The sequence below is a fragment of the Bradyrhizobium sp. 2TAF24 genome, assembly GCF_052115025.1.
Taxonomy (GTDB): Bacteria; Pseudomonadota; Alphaproteobacteria; order Rhizobiales; family Xanthobacteraceae; genus Bradyrhizobium_A.
This window is the reverse complement of sequence record NZ_JBFRFW010000003.1, coordinates 366,937-391,445: the sequence shown is the minus strand read 5'-3', so window position 1 is coordinate 391,445 and position 24,509 is coordinate 366,937. Positions and strand designations below refer to the sequence as shown.

Sequence of the window (24,509 nt, the reverse complement as noted above, 5' to 3'; positions counted from 1 at the left end):
TCAACCCTATTGAGACACATTTTTCGTCTCAGGTCGTCGTCTCGCTACCGTATACCCTTGCGAGACACGGAGCCGGATAGGCTCAGGGCTCGCAACACGGCCGGTATCCGCACTGTGCCTGCATCGATCAGGCTCCCGCTTACGATGGATTGGCTTCTGATCGGCCGCATCGCGTCGTGCTGCGGACTCGCGTCCTTGCCCTGCCGGCCTCCACCGGGCTCGCTTCCGACCCCATCGGAAATGGCAGCCGAGCTTTTCGGAATGGTCAATTTTTTTATGGGGCATGGGGGGATGGGTCGGGAAAGGACCTCATACTTTTCAGCTCTAAAAGGACCTTTTCCCAACATCCCTGCCGACCCTCCAGTTTGTTTGACAGATGGAGCTGCGGCAGACCGTGGAGCGCTGGCGTCAATCCACCCTGCCTCTGCGCACTCGTCCGTGCTGCAAAAAGTCATTTGCGGCGCGCTGATGCACGACGCTAACAAGAAAGAAAAAACAGTGTCCGACCACAATAATCTCGATATCCACGCCCGGCTCACCGCGACCGACGAGGCGAGCCCGATAGTGCGGAAGCTCCTAGCCGAAGTTCGGAGGCTGCAGTCCCTATCCAAGAGCTTCAACAGTTCGCTCATCGGTTTGGGCCGAACCGGCATCCAGTCAATGGATGGTTTCAGCCGCGCCGCTCAGAACCTCGCTGGACAGATGCGCGGTGCAGCCAACACAAGCAAGCAGGCGAGCCGGTCATTTGCAGATGACTGGAAGCGAGCAGCCGACCAGAGGGTCAATGATGCTCGCCGTATGTACGCACAGCTCAACAGGCTGGAAGCGGACTATCAGCACCAGATCAGCCGGCGCATCGCTTCGGAGCGTCGTGCCGAACGTACGGGATCACGCGGCGCCAGTTTCGGTGACATCGGCCGCATCCGTGGCGCCTCCGTCGGTCGCCTGCCAGTACCACGCATCAGCACGATCGTGGTGGGCGGTGGAGTTATGGGGGCCGGGGTTGCTGGCGCTCTCAAGAGGCGGATGGAGGTGCAGGCGGCAGAGGTTCGGAGTCAGATGTACGGTGACCTGACTCCGAAGGAAGTCGAAGACCTCCGTAAGAGCTTCGCAGATCGGGCCGGGCTTAAGTTTGGGATCGGCACCGCAAAGGCGCTGGACGTTGCGACCGAGGGGTTAAAGGCCGGCATCAGCAAGCGCGTTGCAGGAGACTTTGGCGAACTTGCGCTCAAGGCGCAGGCCGGACTTGATGTTCCGGTGGGAGATGTTGCGAAGCTGCTTGGTCGTCTCGCGACGCAGATGACCTGGGATAAAGGCCGTTTCAGCAACATCCTGAACGCGATTGCCGTGGCGAACAACGCGACCGCTGCTGACGGTACCGAGATCGTGAGTGCGATGCGCCGGAGCCTCTCCGCATTGGCAACCACCAAGCTGCTTCCGGAGCAGCTGGCGGCGCTGAATTCGACTGCGATATCTCTCGGCATCCAGCCGCACAAGGCGGGTAACTTCCTCTCGTTCCTCACGTCGCAAGTGTCCGGAGCAGACAGCTCACATGGTCAGCAAGCCAAAGACCTCAACATGGCAGCCAACGCCCTGGGGTTCGGCGGTCGCAGCAGCATGGCCGCTGCCATGCGGAACAGTCCAGTGAAGGCAATCACTCAGATGTTGGACAACCTCGCGGCCATGCCGGAGAAGCTGCGTACCAAGGTCGCCAAGCAGATCGGCGGTCGCGAATGGATGGACGAGCTGCTCACTCTCGTCCTCGGTCGGGACAAGCTACGGGATGTCTTGCGCGACGTCGAAACCAAGCAAGGTTTTCTCGACAGCACCTATCTGAAGAAGATCAAGTCTATGCAGGGGCGCTGGTCCACAATCAGCGCGGCTTTCAGTCTCGGCTTTGAAAAGATCGGTGCCGGTCTCGATAACATGTTCAACCAGATCAGCGACGCCTTGATCGCGATAGGCGACACCTTCGACTGGGACAGCATCAAGATGCACGTCGCCGCATTGGTGGACGGGCTTCGGAGTGGATTTGGTCTGAAAGAGTGGGGCGAAGCTGTCCGCGCTCTCGCCACCGGGTTTGGTGCCGGCACCGCTGAGAAGTGGCGGTTGTTTGGTAAGGGCTTTGCGGAGGGTATCAGGTCGATCGCCGGTCAGATCGCGTCCGCCGGCAAGACCGTCATGGAGATGTTCGGCAAGAACTCCTCCGACCCTGAGGCGATCGGCAAGTTCACCGGTCAGATCGTTGCCCTGGTGGGCGCACTCACCCTAATGGGTCCGGTGATCGGCGTATTGAGCAGTTTCGTCGCAATCGTTGCAGCTGTAGCTGCGATCTTCTCTGGCCCGATCGGTGCGGGGTTGCTCGTCGGCGGAGCATTAGGAGCTTACCTCCGTAACAAGATGTCAAAGATGGCGGAGGAGCGTGAGCAGAAGGAGAATCCTCCTCCCGGTCCACGACGTCCTGGTGAGAGCAAGGCCGATCACCAGAAGCGCATCGACAACTGGACGCTTAAGAGAATCGAGAACGACAAGGCGTTGCAGCAGATGCAGGGGTGGAACATGTTCCACCCGACTGCATTCCGTGAGGATGTCGGCTCCAAGATCGACAACCTGGGAGCAAAGATCGAACGGGCCGCCTTCTTCACCGGTGGCAGCATCGGCGCAACGGGTAGCGCTGTCGCAAGCGCCTTCAACACTGGCGGACGGCTGGCAGCTCTCGGGTCCGGCAGCGCAAGCCCGACATCTCTTTTCAACAGCAGCCCCGGACGCATCCTGCCGAATTTCGGAGTCGGTAGCGGCGGCATCATTCGCCGTGACCGCGTGCCGTCGTTCTCTGGTGCTGGTGGCAGCATGGCAGACGGCCTCAACAAAGCTGCGTTTGAACGCACATTTGCCGGCACTCCGATGGCCAGCAAGTACGATCAGGTAGTTGCTGCCGCGATGGGCAGCGGCGTCAGCCCGGCGCTGTTGGCCGGCATCATGGCTCATGAAACCGGTCAGGGGCAAAACCTAAGTGGCAACAATCCCGGCGGGATCATGGATCCGTCGACGAACTGGCGGAAGAAGATGCAGTTCGGCAGCCTGGATGCTGGTATCGACAAGACCGCATTAACCGTCGCCAGGAACTGGCAGCGGGCTGGCGGCAACATGGACCGCATGGCCGGCATCTATGCTCCACAAGGGGCGGCGAACGATCGTGGCGGCCAGAATCGTTTCTGGAAGTCGGGCGTCAGCAAGTTTATGGGACAGATGGCGGACCCCGATCCGCAGTCTTCCATCACGGGACTCGGCGATCCGGTCAGAACGGCTGAGCGGTTCGTGGGCAAAAACGAGTGGACCGACACCCGGGAGATTGCCAACTTCATCCGGCACGATCCGCGTGGAAACGTCAATGCCTGGTGCGCCCGCTTCGTCAATGCCGCTCTCAGTGAGAATGGCATCAAGGGTACTGGCAGCGCAGCTGCCGCAAGCTTCTATCGCTGGGGTTCGGCTGTCGAAGGCGCAGTGAAGCGCGGCGACATCATGGTCGCACCGCATCACGTTGGAATGGCAACCGGGAACGTCCGAGAGGACGGCGCAATCCAGATGATCTCTGGCAATCACGGTGATGCCGTTTCCTACAGCTGGGAGCGCCCGGGAAAATATCAGCTCAGACGGGCGATTCAAAACGTTCCATCTGCGGTTGATGCTACGCGGAACGTACCCCCACCGGCTTACCAATCTCCCGGTGCGAGCGATGCTCGCATGGGCGTTGGCGGTCAGGTTGCGATCCACATTAATGGCGGATCGCATGATCCGCAGGCACTCGCGCTTCTGGTACAGCGCCGGATCGACGAGCAGATGAACTGGCGCGCTCACGATACCGAATCTGAATACACCTGAGAAAGACGGAGCCGGCGCTTAGTTCATTTGCATTCATGCAAAGTGACCAAGCGGTCGGGCTCTCTTTTCTCTGCCGTCTCAGCGCCTTGCGAATTTGCACGAAAACATATGGACGGACGGGTTGGGGACCGTGTTGAGTTCAGGCGGTCCGATCGCGGATCGTTCGTATCAGAGGCTAAATGAGCCAAGGGGGAATCAGATGAGTCACTATCGCAGCTATAATATCATCCAGAACGAAGCCGGCAGATACGTAGCCCGTCCAAATGATGGCGAGGATCTATCGATCCATTCTGCTGACCGACGCCTCATCACGAATGCAATCGACTCGTTGTGGGACGCGCTCCGCATGCATGGTCCGGTGGATCAATGGATCAGAGATTGGCTCGCAGACCCGACCGACGCGATTGACCTTGATCGGGTCTATGTGGGTGCTTTCTGAAAGGAACGGGGCAACGACCTCCGCATCTCCAGCACTTTGAAACGCCCCGGCAATTGTCGGGGCTTTTTCTGCGTATGGACCAACGTGATCGGCTACCTGATCGACGATCGTCAGTTTAGCAGAACCCTCGCTCGGCTCTCAAATCATGCGGCCGGTGTGGCTTCGTCGGCCGTCTCTTGATCTAACTTCTGATCCGGCTTACGCGGCTCGATCCTCGGAAGCTTGTCGATAACGTGCGACATTGCGAGCACCGACACGTCTCCATAGTCCTCACCTGCCGTTCGCGGCGCGTGCCCCTGGATGGCGTCCACCACTCGGTGGTCCAGTCCAAGATTGCGGCTGATCGTCTTGAGACGGTGCCGCAACGCATGGTTTGGCTGGACACGCTCGTCAGACACGATCGGTCGCACGAAATCCACGACTCTCTTATAGGAGCCCTTCGCGAACAACGGTCCGTCATCCGCCTCTTTGACGAATTCGAGCAAGCCCAACTCGATTAGATGCGGGTGAACGGGGACAAGTCGATATGTCCCCGATTTGATACTGCCGGCCAGTGGATTTAGATCGAACACATGGCGTTTGGAGTCCTTTCGAATGTCCTCTTTGCGTAATTGTAACGCCTCCGCAATTCGGCAGCCGGTATAGGCCGCGATCAGCGGAGCCCATCTCTTTGCCGCAGCGGTCTTAGCGTCCTCTTTGGGCCTCTGCTTGTAGGCAAGGCAGGCATTGAAGATCGCACTGGCTTCGTCATCCGTGAAGCCCTTAGGGCGAGTCCGGGTTTTCTTCTCTGACCTGACCTTGATCGCATTTGCCGGATTCTTCGCAAGCTTCCGATTGTCTACTGCCCAATTGAATACGGCATTGATGCCGGGCAAATCGCCGTCTTTCAGGGTCTTGGCGGAGACGGTCTTGAGGCGCGCATCCTTGAAGTCCAGCATGTCCTGTTCAGAGACCCGTCCAGCATTATCATGACGAAGATGCTTGATCAGGCGATCGATGGCGCCCTTGTACGTGTCATAAGTCTGCTGGCTGCGACCCGTTTTCTTTGCTTCCGTCCACCACAGCTCAAGCAGGCCCGTAATCGTCTGCTTCGGCTTTATAGCTGCAACGGACTCGACCGTCGGGAAGCGTCGCGCCTTCGGATCGGGAGAGTAGTCGCCCTCCGAGTTGCGGCGGAGATTCCAGCCCGCATCCAGCGCGGCAGTCCCGACAAGCCGCAGGAAGCGCGGGCGATCTTCCCCGGCAAGATTGATGCGGAGGCGGATCAGAACCCAATCGGCCAACAATCCGAAGCGATGTTCCAAAGCGTCGTGTTGACCCGCTGGGAGGGCGTTGACCGCTTCAGTTAGATCGCGATCATTGCCGAAGACCTGGACCGCTACGTCTGCTTCATTTGCCAGAAGCGCTGCAGGTGGTGGGTTCTGAACGCGGCCTTCAAGTGCAGCCCGGTGAAGTGCCTTATGGTAGGCCCATGCTGAGGGCTCGCCCGGATTGTCGCCGTGTATTTCGTTGTAGAGACGATAGGTCTCTCCACTCAGCGCGACCAAGTCTTTGTGTGAGAGCCGAACCGGATCAGCCTCCGTTAGTTCGAACAGTCGTTTGAGATGATCGAGCGCGTTTGCCTGCCGGGACTCTGCCACGACGCGGTCAGTCGTTTCGAGGCTGAACGCCACATCAGCGCCGATCGTCGCAACCTTGATGCAGGGGCGATCGTTCTTGTTCGAAAGGTTCAGCAGGACGCGCTTCCCCCTAAGGCGAGCAACCACCTTCGTGGGTACGCGGACTCGGAATTGGGGAACGCTGGAGCGGGCTCGCTTAGCCATAGAATACTTCAAGGAAACCATAGGTCTGTGTGGCACTTTCGTGTGGCACTCAGGACCGAATTTCCAAGAAAATCAATACATCCAAGGGGATGGATGGTGCTGCCAGACAGGATTGAACTGTCGACCTCTTCATTACCAATGAAGTGCTCTACCACTGAGCTACGGCAGCACGTCCGGCGCGGGAATCTGCCATGGCAGGCCGCTCGGCGGGGCGACCTTTGCCACATGCCATGCGGCGGCGCAAGCGTCTGGATGCATGGAAACGGTCATCCACACCCCGCTTTTTGTCAGCGGGCCGTTTCGGCGGTGGAAATCGGCGGGTTTCCCGCCGATCGGGCGCCGGAACCGGCCAGGTCGTGCGTCAGGCCGGCGCGCCGGCCTGCTTGAGGCGGGCGAGTTCCGGGCCGATCCGGGCGGTCATCGCGGCGTTGAGCGCCTCCAGCGCCTTGAACGGGCGCACCAGCACCTCGAACTCGATCATGCGGCCGTCGGCGTCGAACCGGATCAGGTCGAGGCCCTTGAGATCGAAGCGGTCGACCTTGGCGCTGAACTCCAGGGCGACGTCGTGGGCGCCCGCCACGAAGGTGCGATGATATTGAAAATCCTGGAAAATCTGCACCACGGCGCCGAGCACCAGCATGGTGGCGGGCTTGCCCGGGATCGGGGTATGGACGACCGGCGAGCGGAACACGATTCGCTCCGACAGCAGCGGCGCGAGGTCAGCCTGGTCGCCGCTGGCGACGAAGCGGTGCCAGCCGTCGAGGGTGCGTTGCGCCTGGTCGGCGAGGGCATTGGCGGTCATAGGACGTAGCCTCCTGACGATCCCCTGCGGGATGGATTATCTCTCGGGTTCGGAAGATCTCCGGGCCGCCACTCTGCCATTGCTCCGCGTGCCGGATGAAGAGGTTCTGAATGTCCGACGATCCCAAACGGCGCGACCGTCTCAGTGCCGCGCTCCGCGAAAACCTCAAGCGCCGCAAAGCCCAGGCGCGCGGGCGTGCCGAGGAGGCCCGGGAGACCCCGGCGGCCCCTCGGGAACCGGATGTCGCGCCCGATGACGGCACAGGCGTCGAGGGCGAGAACGCGTGAGGAGGGGCGCCGCGTATGCCGGGCGCATCCTCAAGCCTTTGTTGAAACGGGCGGTTTGCCGGTTGTGTTGGCCGGGACAGATCCGGCCGTGAGGGGCTTTCCTTTGAGCCGCCCGTGGCGGCCGCGGCGCCCCGCCGATCCGACTTTCGCCGTAATGGCCTGAGAACACTGTTTTTTCGGGGCGGGCAGAATTCTCTGGAAAGCTTTTGCATTGCCGCTCCCATGCGCTTAAGTCAGCGCGTGCAGCAACGCAGCAGGGGGCGGCATGGATCGCATTCGTATTGTCGGTGGAAACAAGCTCAACGGCACCATCTCGATTTCCGGGGCCAAGAACGCCGCCCTGCCGCTGATGACCGCGGCGCTGCTGACCGACGAGACGCTGATCCTCGACAACGTGCCGCGCCTCGCCGACGTCGCGCTGCTGCAGCGGATCCTGAGCAACCACGGCGTCGACATCATGAGCGCGGGCAAGCGTTCGGGCGACCGCGCGTACCAGGGCCAGACCCTGCACATCTCCGCGGCCAACATCATCGACACCACCGCCCCCTATGAGCTGGTGTCGCGCATGCGCGCCAGCTTCTGGGTGATCGCGCCGCTGATCGCCCGCATGGGCGAGGCGAAGGTGTCGCTGCCCGGCGGCTGCGCCATCGGCACCCGCCCGGTCGACCTGCTGATCATGGCGCTGGAAAAGCTCGGCGCCGACATCCAGATCGACGGCGGCTATGTCATCGCCAGGGCGCCGAAGGGCCTCATCGGCGCCGAGATCGAATTCCCCAAGGTCACCGTCAGCGGCACCCATGTCGCGCTGATGGCGGCGACGCTTGCCAAGGGCACGACCGTCATCACCAATGCCGCGCGCGAGCCGGAGATCGTCGACGTCGCCGACTGCCTCAACAAGATGGGCGCCAGGATCAGCGGCGCCGGCACCTCGCGCATCGTCATCGAGGGCGTGGCGAAGCTGCACGGCGCGCGCCACGAGGTGCTGCCTGACCGCATCGAGACCGGCACCTACGCCATGGCGGTGGCGATGACCGGCGGCGACGTGCTGCTCGCCGGCGCCCGGCCGGAGCTGCTGCAGTCGGCGCTCGACGTGCTCAGCGAGGCCGGCGCGGTCGTCACCCCGACCAATGAAGGCATCCGCATCGCCCGCAACGGCGCCGGCATCAACCCGGTGACGGTGTCGACCGCGCCGTTCCCGGGCTTCCCGACCGACCTGCAGGCGCAGCTGATGGCGCTGATGTCCCGCGCCAAGGGCCGCTCGCAGCTCACCGAGACCATCTTCGAGAACCGCTTCATGCACGTCCAGGAGCTGGCGCGGTTCGGCGCCCGCATCCATCTCGACGGCGAGACCGCGACCATCGACGGCATCGACAAGCTGCGCGGCGCGCCGGTGATGGCGACCGACCTGCGCGCCTCGGTGTCGCTGGTGATCGCGGCGCTGGCGGCGGAAGGTGAGACCATGGTCAACCGCGTCTACCATCTCGATCGCGGCTTCGAGCGCCTCGAGGACAAGCTGTCGGCCTGCGGGGCGACCATCGAGCGCATCAGCGGCTGAGACGACGGGCGGCGGACCATGGGACAGGCGGCGCGACGGAAACTGGCGGCTCTCGACGCCGATGATCTCTGCGTCATCTCGGCCCATGTCCAGGACGCCCGTGTCGCCGTCGGCGACATCATCTGGCGGCCGCGCGACAAGCGCCTCGTCATCGGCATGCGCCGCCTCGACTGGGACCAGGCCCTCGACGGCATGCCGCAGGCCTGCCGCCTGTTCTCGGCGCTGCGGTTCGACCGCGTGCTGGCCTGCCAGGCCCGCAAGATCGACCTGTCGGCCCCCCAGACCGTGCTCGACCTGATCGGCATCGAGTTCAACCCGGGCCGCTCGCCCTCGGGCAGCGCCATGCTGCTGTTTTCCGGTGGTGGCGCGTTGCGGCTGGAGCTGGAATGCCTGGAATGCGAGCTCGCCGATCTCGGCCTCGATGCCGACGCCATGAGCGAGACCCTGGACGAGGCGGCGCCGCCGCTTGGTCCGACCGGTTCCCCGAAGCCGACCGCAGAGGGTTGACGCCGCCGGACCGGCGCGCCATTGAGCAGGGGCCCCGGGGCGCCTGTTCAGCCCCGTGACGGGCATGACGCTTCCGGAACAAATTCATGCCGATCCGCATCGACAGCCGCAGCGCTGATTTCACCGGGCGCTTCCAAGCCTTCCTCGCCGTCAAGCGCGAGGTTGCCGCCGACATCGAGGCGGCGGTGCGCGCCATCGTCGGTGACGTCGTCGCCCGCGGCGACACGGCGCTGCTCGAGGCCACCGCGAAGTTCGACCGCCTCTCGCTCAATGCCGCCGGCCTGCGGATCACCACCGCCGAGATCGACGCCGCGGTGAAGGCGTGCGACCCCGACACCATCGCGGCGCTGACGCTGGCACGCGACCGCATCGAGCTGTTCCACCGCCGCCAGCTGCCGAAGGACGACCGCTTTACCGATGCGCTGGGCGTCGAGCTCGGCCATCGCTGGACCGCCATCGAGGCGGTCGGCCTCTATGTGCCCGGCGGCACCGCCGCCTATCCGTCGTCGGTGCTGATGAACGCGGTGCCGGCCAGGGTCGCCGGCGTCGATCGCGTGGTCATGGTGGTGCCGGCGCCCGACGGCAGGCTCAACCCGCTGGTGCTCGCCGCCGCCCATCTCGGCGGCGTCTCGGAGATCTACCGCGTCGGCGGCGCCCAGGCGGTGGCTGCGCTCGCCTACGGCACCGCGACAATCCGTCCCGTCGCCAAGATCGTCGGCCCCGGCAACGCCTATGTCGCCGCCGCCAAGCGGCTGGTGTTCGGCAAGGTCGGCATCGACATGATCGCTGGCCCCTCCGAGGTGCTGGTGATCGCCGATGGCAGCGCCAATGCCGACTGGATTGCCGCCGACCTCCTGGCCCAGGCCGAGCATGACGCCAACGCCCAGTCGATCCTGATCACCGACGACGACAGCCTTGCCGAGCGGGTGGTCGCCGCCGTCGAGGGCCAGCTCGCGACGCTGCCGCGCGCCGAGATCGCGCGGGCGTCCTGGACCGATTATGGCGCGGTCATCAAGGTCGCCACGCTCGACGAGGCCGTGCCGCTCGCCAATGCGATTGCGGCCGAGCATCTCGAGATCATGACCGCCGATCCCGACGCGCTCGCCGTGCGCATCCGCAATGCCGGCGCGATCTTCCTCGGCGGCCATACCCCGGAGGCGATCGGCGACTATGTCGGCGGCTCCAACCATGTGCTGCCCACTGCGCGCTCGGCGCGGTTCTCCTCGGGCCTCGGCGTGCTTGACTTCATGAAGCGGACGTCGATCCTGCGGTGTGGTCCGGATCAACTGCGCGCGCTGGGTCCGGCCGCGATGACCCTCGGCAAGGCCGAAGGCCTCGACGCCCACGCGCGCTCGGTCGGACTGCGCCTCAACCTGCGATGAAAACCCCGCCCGCCCCGGACGACGGCCAGAAGCGAATCGTCGCGGTGACGCTCGACGAGGAGTCGATCGGCCGCTCCGGACCGGACATCGAGCACGAGCGGGCGATCGCGATCTACGACCTCGTCGAGCAGAACCTGTTCGCGCCCGAGGGCACGGACGGCGGGCCGTTCACGCTGCATCTCGGCATCACCGGCAACCGCCTGATGTTCGACATCCGCCGCGAGGATGCGACCCCGGTGGTGGTGCACCTTTTGTCGCTGACGCCGTTTCGCCGCATCGTGAAGGATTACTTCATGATCTGCGACAGCTACTACCACGCCATCCGCACCGCGACGCCGGACAAGATCGAGGCCATCGACATGGGCCGCCGCGGCATCCACGACGAGGGCTCGCGCACGCTGATGGAGCGGCTGGACGGCAAGGTGCGAATCGATTTCGAGACCGCGCGCCGCCTGTTCACGCTGATCTCCGTCCTGCACTGGAAGGGGTAGGGGCGTGACGGGCGCGCCGCCACGCGGACGCAACCCGCAGGCCGTGCTGTTCTCATGCGGGCTGAACAGCGTGCGTTCGCCGATGGCGGAAGGCCTGCTGCAGGGCATGTTTCCCAACACCCTTTATGTCCGCTCCGCCGGGGTGAAGAAGGGCGAGCTCGATCCGTTCGCCGTCGCGGTGATGCAGGAGATGGGCCGCGACATCTCCCGCCACAAGCCGCAGACCTTCGCCGAGCTGGAGGACTGGGAGGGGCTGAACTTCGACCTCATCATCACGCTGTCGCCGGAGGCCCACCACAAGGCGCTGGAACTGACCCATACCATCGCCGCGGATGTCGAGTACTGGCCGACGCCTGATCCCACCGACACCGAAGGCAGCCGCGAGCAGCGCCTGCAGGCCTACCGCGACGTCTGCGACGGCCTCCTCCTGCGCATCCGCCGCCGCTTCGGCAGCACCGGCCGCGGACAGGCGTAGGGGGCGGCAGCCCGTGAGATGTGGCTTGGTGCCCGCTGGTCGTCGATTTTCGGGGAACAGCGCATTCTTTATTCCCGTCATGGCCGGGACAAGCCCGGGCATGACGAGATCAGGAGGCAGATCGCCTTGATCCGTCTCGCCGGGACTTGGGTGCGCGAACCCCCTGTCGTGGTTGTGGAACGCGCCCCGTTCCGATAATTTCCGCGCGCCATTCCCGTCCGTGGGCGACGACCTCGCGGCATTTCCCTGATTCGGAACAAGATTTCGCCCTCATGCTCGGCCGCCCCAAGCTCGTTCTCGCATCCGGTTCGCCCCGCCGTCTCGGCCTGCTCAACCAGGCCGGCATCGAGCCGGACACGCTGCGCCCCGCCGATGTCGACGAGACCCCGACGAGGGGGGAACTGCCGCGCTCCTGCGCCACGCGCCTTGCCCGCGCCAAGGCGGAAGCGGCGCTGAAGTCGGTGAAGCTCGACGACGAGCTGCGCGGCTCCTTCATCCTCGCCGCCGACACCGTGGTGGCGGTCGGCCGGCGCATCCTGCCCAAGGCGGAGCTGGTGGACGAGGCGTCGCAATGCCTGCGGCTATTGTCGGGCCGCAACCACCGCGTCTACACCGCGATCTGCATCGTCACGCCCAAGGAGGCGTTCCGCCAGCGCCTGGTCGAGACGCGGGTGCGCTTCAAGCGCCTGACGGAAGACGACATCCAGACCTACATCGGCTCCGGCGAATGGCGCGGCAAGGCCGGCGGCTATGCAGTGCAGGGTATTGCCGGCTCGTTCGTGGTCAAGCTGGTCGGCTCCTACACCAATGTGGTCGGCCTGCCGCTCTACGAGACGGTGTCGCTGCTCGGCGGCGAGAACTATCCGATCCGCCATGGATGGTTGAATGCCTCCTGACGACACGTCGCGGCCGCCGAAGAAAAAGGGCTGCCCGATCTGCGGCAAGCCGGTCGTGCCGGAGGCTGCGCCGTTCTGCTCCGAGCGCTGCCGCAAGATCGATCTCGGCCGCTGGCTGTCGGGCTCCTACGTCATTCCCGGCGACGACAGCGACGACGAGGCCGACAGCATTCCCGGCGACTGACACGCCGCATTGCTTTTCGCAGGGCCGCTCGCCACACTCGTTCCAAAATAACGTCCGGACCGCGGGCGGTGAGGGAGGAGGGACGCGATGCTCGATCGCCGGGGAGTGGTGCGCGCCGCCGCAATGGCGCCGTTGCTGGCCATGCCGCGGGCCTTCGCCGCGGACTGGCCGACACGGCCGGTGCGGCTGATCATTCCGTTCCCGCCCGCCGGCGCCACCGATGTGATTGGCCGCCTGCTCGCCAACCGCCTGTCGGAAGTCTGGGGCCAGCAGGTCATCGTCGAGAACAGGCCCGGTGCCGGCGCCAACATCGGCAGCGAGGCGGCGGCGCGGGCGGAGCCCGACGGCTATACCTTCGTCGTGATGTCGGTGCCGCTCGCGGTGAACCGCTTTCTCTATGCGTCGCTGGGCTACGATCCGGTCAGGGATTTCGCGCCGGTGTCGCTGTTGGTGCTGCAGCCCAACATCATGGCAGCGAGCAACGTGCTGCCGGTGAAGTCGGTGGCTGAATTCATCGCCTACTGCAAGGCCAACGAGGGCAAGGTCAGCTACGCCTCCTCCGGCAACGGCACCTCGCTGCACCTGTGCGGCGAATTGTTCAAGCGCATGGCCGGGGTGCAGATGACTCACATTCCTTATCGCGGCGCGGCGCCTGCGATGAACGACGTCATCCCCGGACGGGTCGACATCATCTTCGACAATGTCTCCTCCATCCTGCCCCATGTGCGCTCCGGCAGCGTGCGCGGGCTCGCCGCCACCACGGCCCGGCGCATCCGCGCCGCGCCGGAACTGCCGACCATCGCGGAGGCCGGCGTGCCCACCTTCGACGTGTCGTCGTGGTTCGCGCTCTACGCCCCGGCGAAGACCCCGCCGGAGATCCTCGCCCGGCTCAACCACGACACCGTGGCGGCGCTGCAGCACGCCTCGGTGAAGCCGCGCCTGGAGGATCTCGGCGCCGAGATCGTCGGTTCGACCCCGCAGGCGCTGGCCGCCCACCTGCAGGCCGAGATGGACAAATGGGGGCCGGTGATCCGCGACGCCCGGATCCGGATCGACAATTAACCCCGCCGTTTCCGGGGCCGGCGCCCCGGGCGGCAAGAAATCGTTCCCCGCCAAGGCCTTGCGACCGGCCAGCGGCTGGGGACCATGACCATTTTTTGTCAGTGCGTGACTGGACAGGGCGGGCGGGGCTCTCTATAAACCGCCCCGCTTCCCGGCTTTCGTCCGGGCAAGTCGCCCAGGTAGCTCAGTTGGTAGAGCATGCGACTGAAAATCGCAGTGTCGGTGGTTCGATTCCGCCCCTGGGCACCATGACTTTCTACTCCCAAACCTGTCCGTGGTTCGGTTCCTGTTTGTCCCCCTCGTGTTCGCACTATGAGCAACCACGCGCATCCGTGCCGTGAGTAGGAATGAGAGTAGGGCCGATTTTCGCGGTTTCCGTCCTACTCACAGGACTGGGCGGTGGTTCGATTCCGCTTTTCTATCCACAGGCGAGCGGTTGCGGATTTTCTCGCCCGTGATTCGGTACGGGTATATCAGCTAGCAATTTAATTTGGTCGCGAGGTGCAGATTCCACATGATGCAGTAGGAATGCATCCTGAAACGATTGCTACGCTGGAGTGCCGGCTCCAGCCGATTTTGCGCGGTGCTCCTCCTTCGGTCGCTCAAGGTCCTGAGTTAAAGAGAATCGAGCCATCTACCAAGCTCGGTTCTGAGCTTCGCGGCGACTCTGATCACATTAAGCAAGCGACCAATCAGCTAAACGATATTTTGTCCCGCTTGGAAATTTAAGAAAGGAAGCTGTTCAGCGCGTCGCGTTTACCGCGACTTGTACACCTTTGATTGCATCAAAGAGTAATCGCGCGCGTCGCGTTACGCCAAACCGAACGTCAGGCCGTAGCTCAACAAACACTCGATCCGAGGGAATCGGACACCAAGACGAAAATCCGGCATACGTTTGCCCGCCTCGAATGGAGAGATGGCATTCATCCGCATTAGTCACTAGGCGAATGTCAAAATCATCCTCTGGGATTGGCATCACCACATGGAGCAAATGGCCTGCGCTGTCCTCCTCTTCGTGGACGACGGCGCCGATTTTACGCAGCATACCTGCAACGGAGCCAGTTCCCATCGTCTCCTTCGAATGTGAAAGCATATGCACCAGCTGAAAGATAGCAATCCTCGCGTCTTCAGCTTTGCGTGGCGCTTTGAACCACTCGAACATGACGCTTCCCCTTACTGCTGGTGCATCATAGCGCGTCGTTGCATCTCCCGAGCGTGTGAGTAGGGGTGTGAGTAGAAATTTTTTCGATTAGAAATTCGATAGCAATGTTAGCTGCTTACAGCCAATCGATGCGCCGCCCCTGGGCACCATCCCGCTTCGTGTGCTGACGCGCTCTTGAAGCTGCCTCCTGGATGCCAATCAGATCGATGATCTCCCGCACCGCTTCGCTGGTGCGTTTGACGCGCGACTTCACATTCATATGGCGCCTGCGCCCGAGGGCGCATGACCCGCAGTTGCTCCAGCGTTTTGTCGAACGCCTTTGCCCCCTCGCGAACGCCACCGAGCTTCCAACGTCGAATATAGGGCAACGATCAAGACGTTGGGCAGCCACGACGTAAACGCCAGTATCGGAGACATGCTGGAATAGCTGCTGTAGCGCAACGCGTAGCCGATCGGAATCTGCAGGCGAATGACAACGGCTCCGAAGGTCAGCGCGTAGCTGAAGCGCATGAGTATCCGATGCCGCTCAAGCCTTCCGCGGACCGCTGAAACCCAGGCGGCCACAGTGGTGCCGATCCACAACACCGTGAGCATCCCGAAGCCGAGACCAGCTACCTCGCCACCCGAAGCAATTGGTGATGTCGCCAATGCTCCCGTTCCAGCCACAACGCACGCCAGGACTCGCGTAACAGGCCTTCGTCCGGCCGGCTCAGGCGACATGCATGTCGATCTCCCAGGTGGCTGCGAAGCGCCCCTGTCACGCCGCTTCCCTGAAGCTTTGCGCCGGCTAAAACGCCTGACGTAGCTGGCGTCGCGGGGGAAGATCGCGAAGGTGAGATTCGTCTCGGCATGCCGGCACTTCTGCGATGTCCATTGGCGGCTTGCCTGCCGGCTTTCGGCGTCGGACCGCGTCAGTAACGTCGCAGTCCGAGCCGATACATCCAGTCGAAGGCCATCTGGCGCAGGATGTAGCCGGAGATCGCCTGCCTGATCTCGAGCTGACCGGGCATCTCCCCGAGTTCGCGTGTTCGCAGCCGCCGCATCTCTGCCGCACCGACGTCCTGCAGATCGATCGTCTTCTGTTGTTCGTGCACACGGAAGCAGGCGAGAAAGCGCGGCAGGCGCATGAAGCGGAAGCCGGCAGACTGGGCGCGCAGGATGAAGTCCCAATCGAGCGCGTAGCGAAAGGTTTCGTCGAAGGGGCCGACCGCGTCCCACACGCGCCGGCGCCAGAACATGGTCTCCTGCGGGATGTAGTCGGCCCATTTCAGGGTTTCGGCGTCATGGTGAGGCAGCACGCAGCGCCCGACGTCGAAGCCGTCGACGTCGATGTAGATGCGGTGGCCGTAGACGACATCCACATCGGGGTGGCGCGCGAAGGCGTTTGCGACATAGGCGAGCGTGCCGGGCAGCAGCACGTCGTCGCTGTTGAGATAGCCCATGATATCGCCCTGAACCACGGCGAATCCGCGGTTGATCGCATTCGATTGCCCGGTGTCGGACTCGCTGCGCCAGTTCAGTCTGTCGCCGTAGCTCTCCAGGATCGTCGGCGTCCCGTCGCGGGAGCCGCCGTCCTGGACGAGATAATCGAGCTTCGGATAGTCCTGGTGCAGCACGCTGTCGATCGTCGCGCGGATCGAGAACCCCTGATCCAGGGACGGCGTTACGATCGCGATCGACGGCGCGTTCTCCGGCGGCCGCTCCAGAGCGTAGTGCGGCGGAATGCGAAGGCGCCGCGATGCATACTGCTCGAATGTCCAGAGGCGCGGTCGCAGGCGGCCGAGAAGCATCTGATAGGGGCTGCTGGCCAAAGTCCGGGAGATCGCGCTGCCGCGGCGCTCGAGACGGGCGAGCCTGGTCTCGATTGCGCGCCAGCGCTCGTCGCTGCTGTCGGCGTGGGGCGCGGTTGCGGTGTCCTCGGTGGCGGACGCATGCGCCACGTCCTGATGTCCAGTCGTCCCGTGCATGAGAACCCTTGCTGTGCGATGGCCGCGCGATGATCACCCGTGGTCTGCGGCTCAATACTGCAGGACGCGGCTCCGGTAGAGCCAGTGAACGGCGAACTGGCGCGTGAGGTAGGGCACCATCCTCCTGACGATTTCGCCATTCGACGGTTCGTGCCCGAGGTAGCGGCGGCGCACCTCCTGCATCTCGATACGGCCCTGGTCGTACATTGTTGCGACCTTCTGCTGGTCGTGGACGCGAAAACAGGCGAGGAACCGCGGAGCGCGCAGGAACTTGAATCCGGCCTTGTGCGCGCGGAGCACGAAATCCCAGTCGAAGGCATAATGCAGGCCTTCGTCGAACGGCCCGATGGCGTCCCAGACCCGACGCCGCCAGAACATCGTTTCCTGGGGAACGTAATCGGCCCAGTAGATCGCCTTCGCATCATGGGACGGCAGCACGGCGCGCCCGATCTCCCGGCCGTGTCCATCAACAAAGATGCGGTGTCCGTAGACGACGTCGATCTCGGGACGGCTTTTGAACAGCTGGGCAACGTAGGCCAGCGTGCCGGGCATCAGCAGGTCGTCGCTGTTGAGATAGGCCATGATCTCGCCGTCGCTCTGCAACAACCCGCTGTTGATCGCGTGCGCCTGTCCATCGTCCTTGCCGCTGTGCCACGACAGCCTGGATCCGTAGTCAGCGAGCATGGCCTGGGTGCCATCGGTCGACCCGCCATCCTGGATGCGATAGTCCAGGCGCGGATAATTCTGGCCGAGCACACTGTCGATGGTTGCCCGCAAAAAATCGCGTCGGTCGAGGGTGGGCGTGGCGATCGCGATCTTCGGCAGGGACTCCGTCGGCAAAGGCTGGTCGTGAGCGTTCGTCACGCCGGCGAGCGGCTTTGGCTGATGCTGCTCCAGAATCCACAATGGCGGGCGCAGCCAGGGACGGCGGACCTGGTGCCGATTTCGCGAGAATGCCTGGGCCAGCGCCTCGACGCGCCGTTCCAGCTCGGCGACGCGCCGTTCGAGCTCCCGAACGCGCGCCGGGCTATCGTCTCTCTCACCAGACATTTTGATCGCGAATGACTTTGCTGAAATAAATATGCCGACAGCCCCGACCGTCGGCAGGGCAGCCACCGTCGCGTGGGGCTGCCATCGGCCCGTTTTATTCACGGAAAGCACTATCATATCCAAGGCCCTATGCAACGGTAACTTTGCCTCTGCGCGCCGTTGATGTATGCGGTGGAGCAAGTCGCGGTTGTTGCGAGCGGGCGTTTTCACTTTCGAAAACAACGCCCAAGCCGGAAGGCCCCCGCAGGTTTGAAGGATACGCATGAACGAACACACCGTTGTCGCCCTGTTGGCTACCCGCGGCGTCGAGGATTTTCTGCAGAACGCGCTGGCCGGGATCGCTGGTGTCGGCATCGACCCGCGTATCGTCCATGTGGCGCGGCCGGAGAGCGCGGGCGATGCGATCGATCCGATCGTGGAGGCCGCCGGGGCGCGTGTCGTCCCGTTCTCGCAGTTTTGCGAGCCATCCGCGGACTTTTCCGGGCCCGGCTATGTCGAGTACGGCACCCCCGCCTTCGTTGCGATCAACTGGGCGAAAGTGCGCTATCTGCGCCGGCTGCTCGAGCAATTCCATCACGTCGTCTATGCCGATGTCGATGTCGCCTGGCTGGCTGACCCGCTGTGGTACCTCCGAGCGGTCGCCGGGCAGTATCCGCTCGCGTTCCAGACCGAGGCGGTTCGCCGTTTCCCGCCGGTGTGCTGCTGGGGCTTTGTCTCCCTGACGGCGTCGGACGATGCGCTGCGACTGCTGGACGAACTGCTGGCGGTGTACGACAATCGCCGCCCGGGAGAGGCCACGCTCGACGAGCAGGCGACATGCGATGCGCTGTTCATACGAGATCCGCGCTGGATGTCGGTCATCTATCCATTGCCGGAAGGGCTGTTTCTCAATGGGCTCAGCTACCGCGGCCTGCTGCAGGCGCCATCCGCAACGGCGCCCATGCACGGCGCCCTGTCACCGTTTACGTTTCACGCCAACTGGACGACGGGCCTGGAGAACAAGCGCGCGTTGATGAAGCAGACAGGAACATGGCTGCTCACATGAGAGGACCGCCAAGCCCAGCACGCGGAACGCTCGTGAGGGCTGTGACGAAGGCAGCCGGCCAGACTCTCCGCGCGATGCGTCCGGAGAACTGGTGGTTCTCGAAGATTCCCCCCCTTCTGGCCATCCTCTACCTGGGCATCGACCGAGCGAGCTACGCCCCCGGGCATGCGATCCTGATGCTGGCCTGCTTTGCATGTTCGATATCGTGTGTGGCGGCCTACGGCCATGTCATCAACGACGTCTGCGACGTTGACACCGATCTGCGGGCCGGCAAGCCCAACCACATGGTTGGCGTCGGTGGCACACGCCGCCTGGCATTGTGTCTGGCGTTTGTGCTTGCCGGATTTGCGCCGACCTTCGCAGCCGATTACTCGCTGACGACGCTGGTCCTGCTCAGCTTGAACTATCTCTGGCCGACCATCTATTCGCTGCCCGGCATCCGGCTGAAAGAACGGGGTGTGGCGGGGCTCGTCTGTGACGCACTGGGGTCGCACGTGACGCCGACGCTGATCGCATTGTCGCTTTTCGGCGCGCCGCCGCCGGACCGGCCCTTCGCTGCCGCGATGGCGGGGCTGTTTCCGGTCGCGATCACCGTGTGGGCGGCCGTTCTCGGCCTCAAGGGCATCCTGCACCATCAGGTCGCGGACCGCGCCAACGACCTGCGGTCGGGCACGGTGACGTTCGCGACGAGGCTGCCTCCGGAGGCAATCTCGCGGTTTCTGACGGCGTTCAATCTCTACGTGGAGTTGCCCGTCAGTGCGATCGTCGCGATGTCGACGCTGCTATGGGCGCCGCTGCTGGCCGTGGCGTTGGTCATCTATTGCAGCCTCGAGGCGATCAAATATCGTCTCGGCTTTCAGTTTGCGCTCACCGCGGAGGCCTGGACCATTCGCCGTAGCGTGCCGTTCATCAATGAAGCCTTCTACACGCTCTGGCTTCCCTTCGCGGCAGCATTGCAACTGGCCGTCAGCGACCGGACATGGGTGTGGCTACCGGTCGTGCACCTCATCCTGTTTTATCGAAGCGTCGCCGTGCAGGTGGCCGAGATCAAGGCGATCATCCATGTCGCGGATCTGCCCAACCGCCTCGCGGGCCGGCGGCGTTGAACAATGCGGCCGGCTACATCCCGGCGACGTAAGAGGGTAGGACATGAAGCGCGATGCGATCGTTCGGCTGTATGACGACGACTATGCCGCCAAGTATGAGCAGGAGTTTCTTCTCGCGCCGCTGGTGCGCTCCGACACCGAGGCGGAGCTCGCTTTGCTCGGCAAGCTGCTGACGCCGGGGACGACCTGGCTCGATGTGGCGTGCGGCACCGGCTTCTTCCTGCGTCATTTTCCGCAGGTCGAACGCGCGGGCATCGACCTCTCGCCGGCGATGCTGAAGCTGGCCAGACAGGGCAACGAGGAGGTGCCGCTGCTGCAGCGCGATTTCCGCGATCCGTTTCCCGAGTGGAATGATCGCTGGGGGCTGACCTCTTGCATGTGGTACGCTTATGGATTGGTCGATACCATCGACGACATGCAGCGGCTGATCGAGAACCTGTGGGCGTGGACGGCGCCGTCGGGGACCTGCTTCGTGCCGCTCGCCGATCCCAGGCTGATCACCGGTGTCGACCTGCCCTATCAGGCTCCCACGCACAATGCGGGCAAGGTCATGATTACCGGCATCATGTGGAGCTACGTCGAGGATGACGGGCGGAAGACCCATTCACATATGCTGGCGCCTAACATCGAATTCATGGCCGAGCAGTTCGAACGCTACTTCGACCATGTCGAGGTCGTGCGGTACCCCGCGCCTTTCCCGGGGTGGGCAGGGCGGCCTGCCGTCATCGCAACACGCAAGAAGCCGCGGTAAAGTCAGCCCATGCTGCGGCGGCCGGTTTTTGGCGGCGCAAAAAATCTGACCGCTGATGCCAAGCCCTGAATCGGCTGGTCGCCCCGACGGCGCCTTCCTCGTCTTGCGCGCGCTTTCGCGTCGATCGCAAGGGCGTCGCGCGCAATCAGTGGTGAGCGCCGCGAGCGATCGGCGCCGCATCACTCCAGGACATTGTCCGCCGTGCACCAGCTCGTGTCATTGACGCGTGCGCAGGCGTGGAAGACGCTCTTGGTGCACGCGCCGCCGCCGGGGCTCAGGCCGGGGATCGAGATCGTGCCGTAGGCTTGCCTGTCGGTGAACGGACACCAGGTGGTGTTGTCACAGGTATGCTCGGCGCCGCCGACCGGTCCCAGCGGCCGCCAGAAATAGAGCTCGATATGGGCAGGCACCCGGTTGCCCTTGTCGTCCTGAACCCAGGCTTCGTAGTCGTAGGTCGCCTGCACCACGCGGCAGGTGCGGCGCTGCCGATAATAGAGGTAGAGCGGTTTCGGCGCCGGCGGTGCGAGCTGCGGAAACTGGTGAAACAGGTCCGGTATCGACATCTCGTGATTGCGGGCGCGGGCCACGTCCCGGGCAATATCCTCGGGCGAGCGGGTGTCGTCGTCAGCGCCCGCGGCGCCGGGACCGCCCAGGATCGCGACCAAGGTGAGTACGGCCAGCCATCGTCGGCGCATGGACGATCCCCCAAGACGCAACGACGATAGGGGACGCCCGCACCCAAGTCCATCGGCCGCGATCCTCGGCTGGACGAGGGAGCTTGAGCGTTGGCCGGAGCGCGGTATTCGGTGCGGCGCGCCTGCATCCGGCCTGCCTTGTTGGCCATGGTCGCTCGGACGGATGGCGCGCGCAGCCGTCGCCGATGTGGCAAAACGTCAGATTGCAGTTGCGGCTGCTTGCAACGCGTGGGACGGTTCGGCGCGAATCCAGAGGGACAATGGACATGCCGGAGGCCGATCGCAGCGGAGCGCAACCGGTCGGCCAGGGGCCGGACGTTGCCTGGGGGATGTCGGGTGCGCGTGACCGCGGCGTGGGATGGGGAGCGTCATGATGTCCTTCATTGAACGCCTTGCCCCCTCGGCCTCGGATCTGGATGCCGGGATCGCCGCATGCAGCCGGCTCATCGCCGACAATCCCCAGAACGCCGGGGCTTATCGCGAACGTGGCCTGCTTCTGGCCCGCAGCGGGGATGACGATGAGGCCCTGGACGATCTGGACCGGGCGGTAGCGCTGGATCCGGCGGACGCCCAAGCCTTCGCCTTGCGCGGCTTGATCTGGGAGACCAGGGGTGATGTCCAGCGCGCGCTCTCCAATCTGAACATTGCGATCGGTCTCGCGCCTGACAGTAGCACCCGTTACAAGGCGCATCGCGATCGTGTTCTGGCGAGCGCGGCCATCGCGGGTGAGCGTTCGCCGCAGGCGGCCGATGCGCCAGCCGCCGCAACGCTGCGCCGGCCGGCAGCGCCGGTTCATGAGGCGGCAACGCGGAGCGGTCCGCCGCGCGGGCCGTCAGCCGATCCATCGCTCTCTCCGCTGATCGCGGCTTGCCGGCAGGCAGGGATCCATTCGCAGGATTTCGAGGCCTTCGTTGTCCGGAACGGCTTCGGGCCGTCCGCTGCCGGACTTGCGAAAGCGGTCCATGACGCCTTTGTCGCTGCGGTCGATGCGGGGGCGAAGCTGTCCGATCCGGATGCGCCCTGGCAGGCGGTGCGCGGACTGGCGCTCGATTTGAACTATCGGTCGTCGGCCGAGGCGGCCGTCGTCATCCTGGAGGGAATGCTCGCGGTCGCCGACCGCACGCCTCCGACGAGCACCTTGCTGGATGCGCTGAAGGCCGACAGGCGCGCCATCAGGCATGGCAAGGTGCAGGCCCTGCTCCACGGCGCGAATGCCGCCGGACGGTGGGACGAGGCCTTGGTCCATATCGATGAGTTGCTGTACATCGAAACGGATGCCGAAGAACGCGGCCGCCTCCGGATCTGGCGCAACGAGATCGCAGCGTGGCGCCGACGGCGAACGATGGTGCGCTGGGCCTGGGGCATCGGCATCGTGGCGATCGTGGTTGTCGCCAGCCTCCTCAGTCGCGGCCATCTGTCGTACTGGCCGGGCCGCACCAGTTCCTCGGTCCCATCGTCGCCTGCGCCGTCACCTGTCTCTCCCTGGCGGAACGGCGCCCCATTACCGTTGGCCCGGTGATCGATGTGCCTGGCCGTGCGGTTCTGAACCTTGCGCGCGGCCGTCCGCACCGAACCGCTCGCGCGCTGACGGGCAGCTGACCCGCGAAGGGGGCGGGCGGTCTTCGTCCAATTGTCACAGATGGTGACTAAGTGTTTGCCGCTCCCGGGCAACGGGGCGTTGGAGCACGGGACAGACTGCGGACGGATGCAGATCGCGCGGGGATCGCAAGCGCTGCCGCCGCAGCTCCTGGGTTGGGTGGCGGCGTTTGTTGTGATGATGCAGTGCGTTTCAGGTCTGCCGCTCCGCGCCGAAGCCGCCGACCGCCACAGCGCCAGGTTCGGTGCGCTGGATTTCCATATCGCGGCCCAGCCGCTGGCTGATGCGCTGGACATCTTCGCGCGGCTGTCCGGCCGGGACATTCTTTACGAAGGCGATCTGGCAATCAGCCGGCGATCCGCCGAGGTTGATGGCGTCTACACGCCGGCGATCGCATTGCAGATCCTGCTAGCAGGTACGGGGCTGCAGCCGGATACCAGAGACGATGGCTTTTTCATCCTGACGCGACAGGGTGTCGCGACACAGGACGGCGCCCGCAAGGCCGCCGGCGAGCGGGCCTATTACGGCCAGATCCAGGCGGCGCTGCGCCGCACGTTCTGCAGAGGGCCTGACCTGCCGGACGACAGGCGTGTCGCCGCACGGCTCTGGATCGGCTCATCGGGCGAGGTCCTCCAGGCCAGGGGCCTTGCCCCGGCCGATGGTGGGCATGATCGCATCGCGGCGCGGCTGCGCGGCGTGCGGATCGGGCCGCCGCCGCCGGGCTTCGCGCAGCCGATCACGATCGTGATCCAGCCCGGCGCGCTGGATGACAGGCGGGAATGTGCGGCCGCATCGCCGACTGCGGTGCCATGACGGATACCGGCCTGCAGGCTTTGCGTCAGCTTCTGGTGCTCGGCTATGATCAGCTGAAGGCGCGCCTGACGCAGCGGCTGGGATCCTCCGAGCTCGCCGGCGAGGCGGTGCAGGATACCTGGCTGCGGCTGCATCATGCCAGCAGCGTCGGGCCGGTGCGCAATCCCGGCAATTACCTTTTCAGGATCGCGCTCAATGTCGCGCGTGACCGTCTCGCGACGGACCGCCGCTATCAGACGCTCGAGCGGATCGAGGCGATCGATCTGATCGATGAGGCGGCGGGACCCGCGGATACGCTGGAGGCACGCTCGGAACTGGCGCTTGTCGAGCGGCTGATGGCCGAGCTGCCGCCGCGCCAGCGGCACATCCTCGTGGCGGCGCGGCTCGACGGCCTGCCGCGCAGCGAGATCGCGCGAAGGCTCGGCGTCTCACTGAGCACGGTCGAAAAGGAATTGAAATCCGCTCACGAATACTGTCTGTCGCGCATCAATGCCGGGCAGGGCCGATGATGCGGCACTTACACCACCGCGCGCATGAT

General features: G+C 64.2%; 24 protein-coding genes and 2 tRNA genes. 18 read left to right on the top strand and 8 right to left on the bottom strand.

The window, feature by feature from the left end; genetic code table 11:
• Nucleotides 1-438 precede the first annotated feature (438 nt).
• A complete protein-coding gene (locus AB4Z37_RS07685; protein WP_441516104.1) occupies nt 439-3,882 on the top strand; it encodes a phage tail tape measure protein in 3,444 nt (1,147 codons plus the stop codon).
• 199 nt (nt 3,883-4,081) lie between these two features.
• Nucleotides 4,082-4,321, top strand: a complete 240-nt coding sequence (locus AB4Z37_RS07680) for a hypothetical protein (RefSeq protein WP_441516103.1) — start codon at nt 4,082-4,084, stop codon at nt 4,319-4,321.
• Between the two features lie 143 nt (nt 4,322-4,464).
• Here AB4Z37_RS07680 and AB4Z37_RS07675 read toward each other — a convergent pair whose 3' ends face one another.
• From AB4Z37_RS07675 to AB4Z37_RS07665, 3 genes are all read right to left on the bottom strand, one after another.
• Nucleotides 4,465-6,144, bottom strand: coding sequence for a hypothetical protein (locus tag AB4Z37_RS07675; protein ID WP_441516102.1), 1,680 nt, complete (start codon nt 6,142-6,144; stop codon nt 4,465-4,467).
• A gap of 94 nt (nt 6,145-6,238) precedes the next feature.
• Nucleotides 6,239-6,313 (bottom strand) — tRNA-Thr (locus AB4Z37_RS07670).
• Nucleotides 6,314-6,505: 192 nt separating this feature from the next.
• Nucleotides 6,506-6,946: a nuclear transport factor 2 family protein gene (locus AB4Z37_RS07665; RefSeq protein WP_441516101.1), complete on the bottom strand. Its 441-nt coding sequence runs from the start codon at nt 6,944-6,946 to the stop codon at nt 6,506-6,508.
• A 110-nt stretch (nt 6,947-7,056) separates the two neighbouring features.
• On the opposite strand from AB4Z37_RS07665, the gene AB4Z37_RS07660 reads away from it, so the two are divergent.
• The 10 genes from AB4Z37_RS07660 to AB4Z37_RS07615 all read left to right on the top strand — a co-directional run bounded on the left by AB4Z37_RS07660 (nt 7,057) and on the right by AB4Z37_RS07615 (nt 14,034).
• The gene (locus AB4Z37_RS07660; protein ID WP_441516100.1) at nt 7,057-7,233 is read left to right on the top strand and encodes a hypothetical protein; all 177 of its coding nucleotides are present in this window, start codon (nt 7,057-7,059) and stop codon (nt 7,231-7,233) included.
• A 265-nt stretch (nt 7,234-7,498) separates the two neighbouring features.
• The gene (gene murA / locus AB4Z37_RS07655) at nt 7,499-8,788 is read left to right on the top strand and encodes a UDP-N-acetylglucosamine 1-carboxyvinyltransferase (protein ID WP_441516099.1); all 1,290 of its coding nucleotides are present in this window, start codon (nt 7,499-7,501) and stop codon (nt 8,786-8,788) included.
• An 18-nt stretch (nt 8,789-8,806) separates the two neighbouring features.
• A complete protein-coding gene (locus tag AB4Z37_RS07650) occupies nt 8,807-9,295 on the top strand; it encodes a DUF2948 family protein (protein ID WP_441516098.1) in 489 nt (162 codons plus the stop codon).
• Between the two features lie 86 nt (nt 9,296-9,381).
• Nucleotides 9,382-10,677: a histidinol dehydrogenase gene (gene hisD / locus AB4Z37_RS07645; RefSeq protein WP_441516097.1), complete on the top strand. Its 1,296-nt coding sequence runs from the start codon at nt 9,382-9,384 to the stop codon at nt 10,675-10,677.
• Nucleotides 10,674-11,168 carry a UPF0262 family protein gene (locus AB4Z37_RS07640; RefSeq protein WP_441516096.1) on the top strand — a complete coding sequence of 165 codons (495 nt, stop codon included), beginning with the start codon at nt 10,674-10,676 and terminating at the stop codon, nt 11,166-11,168. Before hisD ends, AB4Z37_RS07640 begins: the two co-directional genes overlap by 4 nt.
• Nucleotides 11,169-11,172: 4 nt before the next feature.
• Nucleotides 11,173-11,643, top strand: a complete 471-nt coding sequence (locus AB4Z37_RS07635) for an arsenate reductase ArsC (RefSeq protein WP_441516095.1) — start codon at nt 11,173-11,175, stop codon at nt 11,641-11,643.
• A gap of 272 nt (nt 11,644-11,915) precedes the next feature.
• A complete protein-coding gene (locus AB4Z37_RS07630; protein WP_441516094.1) occupies nt 11,916-12,539 on the top strand; it encodes a Maf-like protein in 624 nt (207 codons plus the stop codon).
• Complete coding sequence (yacG, locus tag AB4Z37_RS07625; protein ID WP_441516093.1) at nt 12,529-12,723, top strand: DNA gyrase inhibitor YacG; 195 nt, start codon at nt 12,529-12,531, stop codon at nt 12,721-12,723. The genes AB4Z37_RS07630 and yacG overlap by 11 nt, the downstream gene beginning before the upstream one ends.
• 87 nt (nt 12,724-12,810) lie before the next feature.
• The gene (locus AB4Z37_RS07620) at nt 12,811-13,785 is read left to right on the top strand and encodes a Bug family tripartite tricarboxylate transporter substrate binding protein (protein ID WP_441516092.1); all 975 of its coding nucleotides are present in this window, start codon (nt 12,811-12,813) and stop codon (nt 13,783-13,785) included.
• Between the two features lie 173 nt (nt 13,786-13,958).
• Nucleotides 13,959-14,034 (top strand) — tRNA-Phe (locus tag AB4Z37_RS07615).
• Between the two features lie 493 nt (nt 14,035-14,527).
• Here the strand turns inward: AB4Z37_RS07615 and AB4Z37_RS07610 are convergent.
• From AB4Z37_RS07610 to AB4Z37_RS07595, 4 genes are all read right to left on the bottom strand, one after another.
• Nucleotides 14,528-14,947, bottom strand: coding sequence for a hypothetical protein (locus AB4Z37_RS07610; RefSeq protein ID WP_441516091.1), 420 nt, complete (start codon nt 14,945-14,947; stop codon nt 14,528-14,530).
• A gap of 255 nt (nt 14,948-15,202) precedes the next feature.
• Nucleotides 15,203-15,667 carry a DUF2306 domain-containing protein gene (locus AB4Z37_RS07605; protein WP_441516090.1) on the bottom strand — a complete coding sequence of 155 codons (465 nt, stop codon included), beginning with the start codon at nt 15,665-15,667 and terminating at the stop codon, nt 15,203-15,205.
• A gap of 191 nt (nt 15,668-15,858) precedes the next feature.
• Nucleotides 15,859-16,887: a glycosyltransferase family 2 protein gene (locus AB4Z37_RS07600; RefSeq protein WP_441516089.1), complete on the bottom strand. Its 1,029-nt coding sequence runs from the start codon at nt 16,885-16,887 to the stop codon at nt 15,859-15,861.
• 78 nt (nt 16,888-16,965) lie between these two features.
• Complete coding sequence (locus tag AB4Z37_RS07595; RefSeq protein WP_441516088.1) at nt 16,966-18,075, bottom strand: glycosyltransferase family 2 protein; 1,110 nt, start codon at nt 18,073-18,075, stop codon at nt 16,966-16,968.
• Nucleotides 18,076-18,226: 151 nt separating this feature from the next.
• On the opposite strand from AB4Z37_RS07595, the gene AB4Z37_RS07590 reads away from it, so the two are divergent.
• Genes AB4Z37_RS07590 through AB4Z37_RS07580 form a run of 3 tightly spaced genes read left to right on the top strand, consistent with a single transcriptional unit; the run spans nt 18,227 to nt 20,866 of the window.
• Nucleotides 18,227-19,009 carry a putative nucleotide-diphospho-sugar transferase gene (locus AB4Z37_RS07590; protein ID WP_441516087.1) on the top strand — a complete coding sequence of 261 codons (783 nt, stop codon included), beginning with the start codon at nt 18,227-18,229 and terminating at the stop codon, nt 19,007-19,009.
• Between the two features lie 41 nt (nt 19,010-19,050).
• Nucleotides 19,051-20,115, top strand: coding sequence for a UbiA family prenyltransferase (locus AB4Z37_RS07585; RefSeq protein ID WP_441516086.1), 1,065 nt, complete (start codon nt 19,051-19,053; stop codon nt 20,113-20,115).
• 43 nt (nt 20,116-20,158) lie between these two features.
• Nucleotides 20,159-20,866, top strand: a complete 708-nt coding sequence (locus AB4Z37_RS07580) for a class I SAM-dependent methyltransferase (RefSeq protein ID WP_288933975.1) — start codon at nt 20,159-20,161, stop codon at nt 20,864-20,866.
• Between the two features lie 179 nt (nt 20,867-21,045).
• Here AB4Z37_RS07580 and AB4Z37_RS07575 read toward each other — a convergent pair whose 3' ends face one another.
• Complete coding sequence (locus AB4Z37_RS07575) at nt 21,046-21,561, bottom strand: hypothetical protein (protein WP_288933976.1); 516 nt, start codon at nt 21,559-21,561, stop codon at nt 21,046-21,048.
• 370 nt (nt 21,562-21,931) lie between these two features.
• On the opposite strand from AB4Z37_RS07575, the gene AB4Z37_RS07570 reads away from it, so the two are divergent.
• The 3 genes from AB4Z37_RS07570 (at nt 21,932) to AB4Z37_RS07560 (ending at nt 24,480) form a co-directional block, all read left to right on the top strand.
• Nucleotides 21,932-23,080, top strand: coding sequence for a tetratricopeptide repeat protein (locus AB4Z37_RS07570; RefSeq protein WP_441516085.1), 1,149 nt, complete (start codon nt 21,932-21,934; stop codon nt 23,078-23,080).
• Between the two features lie 135 nt (nt 23,081-23,215).
• A complete protein-coding gene (locus AB4Z37_RS07565) occupies nt 23,216-23,971 on the top strand; it encodes an STN domain-containing protein (RefSeq protein WP_441516084.1) in 756 nt (251 codons plus the stop codon).
• Complete coding sequence (locus AB4Z37_RS07560; protein ID WP_441516083.1) at nt 23,968-24,480, top strand: RNA polymerase sigma factor; 513 nt, start codon at nt 23,968-23,970, stop codon at nt 24,478-24,480. Before AB4Z37_RS07565 ends, AB4Z37_RS07560 begins: the two co-directional genes overlap by 4 nt.
• The last annotated feature ends 29 nt before the right edge of the window (nt 24,481-24,509 follow it).

Excerpts from the sequence above, each read along its gene's own strand:
- AB4Z37_RS07580 (WP_288933975.1), top strand. The coding sequence starts at position 20,159 with ATGAAGCGCGATGCGATCGTTCGGCTGTATGACGACGACTATGCCGCC.
- AB4Z37_RS07610 (WP_441516091.1), bottom strand. The coding sequence starts at position 14,947 with ATGTTCGAGTGGTTCAAAGCGCCACGCAAAGCTGAAGACGCGAGGATT.
- AB4Z37_RS07570 (WP_441516085.1), top strand. The coding sequence starts at position 21,932 with ATGATGTCCTTCATTGAACGCCTTGCCCCCTCGGCCTCGGATCTGGAT.
- AB4Z37_RS07675 (WP_441516102.1), bottom strand. The coding sequence starts at position 6,144 with ATGGCTAAGCGAGCCCGCTCCAGCGTTCCCCAATTCCGAGTCCGCGTA.
- AB4Z37_RS07560 (WP_441516083.1), top strand. The coding sequence starts at position 23,968 with ATGACGGATACCGGCCTGCAGGCTTTGCGTCAGCTTCTGGTGCTCGGC.
- AB4Z37_RS07620 (WP_441516092.1), top strand. The coding sequence starts at position 12,811 with ATGCTCGATCGCCGGGGAGTGGTGCGCGCCGCCGCAATGGCGCCGTTG.
- AB4Z37_RS07605 (WP_441516090.1), bottom strand. The coding sequence starts at position 15,667 with ATGTCGCCTGAGCCGGCCGGACGAAGGCCTGTTACGCGAGTCCTGGCG.
- yacG (WP_441516093.1), top strand. The coding sequence starts at position 12,529 with ATGCCTCCTGACGACACGTCGCGGCCGCCGAAGAAAAAGGGCTGCCCG.
- AB4Z37_RS07660 (WP_441516100.1), top strand. The coding sequence starts at position 7,057 with ATGTCCGACGATCCCAAACGGCGCGACCGTCTCAGTGCCGCGCTCCGC.
- AB4Z37_RS07590 (WP_441516087.1), top strand. The coding sequence starts at position 18,227 with ATGAACGAACACACCGTTGTCGCCCTGTTGGCTACCCGCGGCGTCGAG.
- AB4Z37_RS07630 (WP_441516094.1), top strand. The coding sequence starts at position 11,916 with ATGCTCGGCCGCCCCAAGCTCGTTCTCGCATCCGGTTCGCCCCGCCGT.
- hisD (WP_441516097.1), top strand. The coding sequence starts at position 9,382 with ATGCCGATCCGCATCGACAGCCGCAGCGCTGATTTCACCGGGCGCTTC.
- AB4Z37_RS07640 (WP_441516096.1), top strand. The coding sequence starts at position 10,674 with ATGAAAACCCCGCCCGCCCCGGACGACGGCCAGAAGCGAATCGTCGCG.
- murA (WP_441516099.1), top strand. The coding sequence starts at position 7,499 with ATGGATCGCATTCGTATTGTCGGTGGAAACAAGCTCAACGGCACCATC.
- AB4Z37_RS07665 (WP_441516101.1), bottom strand. The coding sequence starts at position 6,946 with ATGACCGCCAATGCCCTCGCCGACCAGGCGCAACGCACCCTCGACGGC.
- AB4Z37_RS07680 (WP_441516103.1), top strand. The coding sequence starts at position 4,082 with ATGAGTCACTATCGCAGCTATAATATCATCCAGAACGAAGCCGGCAGA.
- AB4Z37_RS07650 (WP_441516098.1), top strand. The coding sequence starts at position 8,807 with ATGGGACAGGCGGCGCGACGGAAACTGGCGGCTCTCGACGCCGATGAT.
- AB4Z37_RS07575 (WP_288933976.1), bottom strand. The coding sequence starts at position 21,561 with ATGCGCCGACGATGGCTGGCCGTACTCACCTTGGTCGCGATCCTGGGC.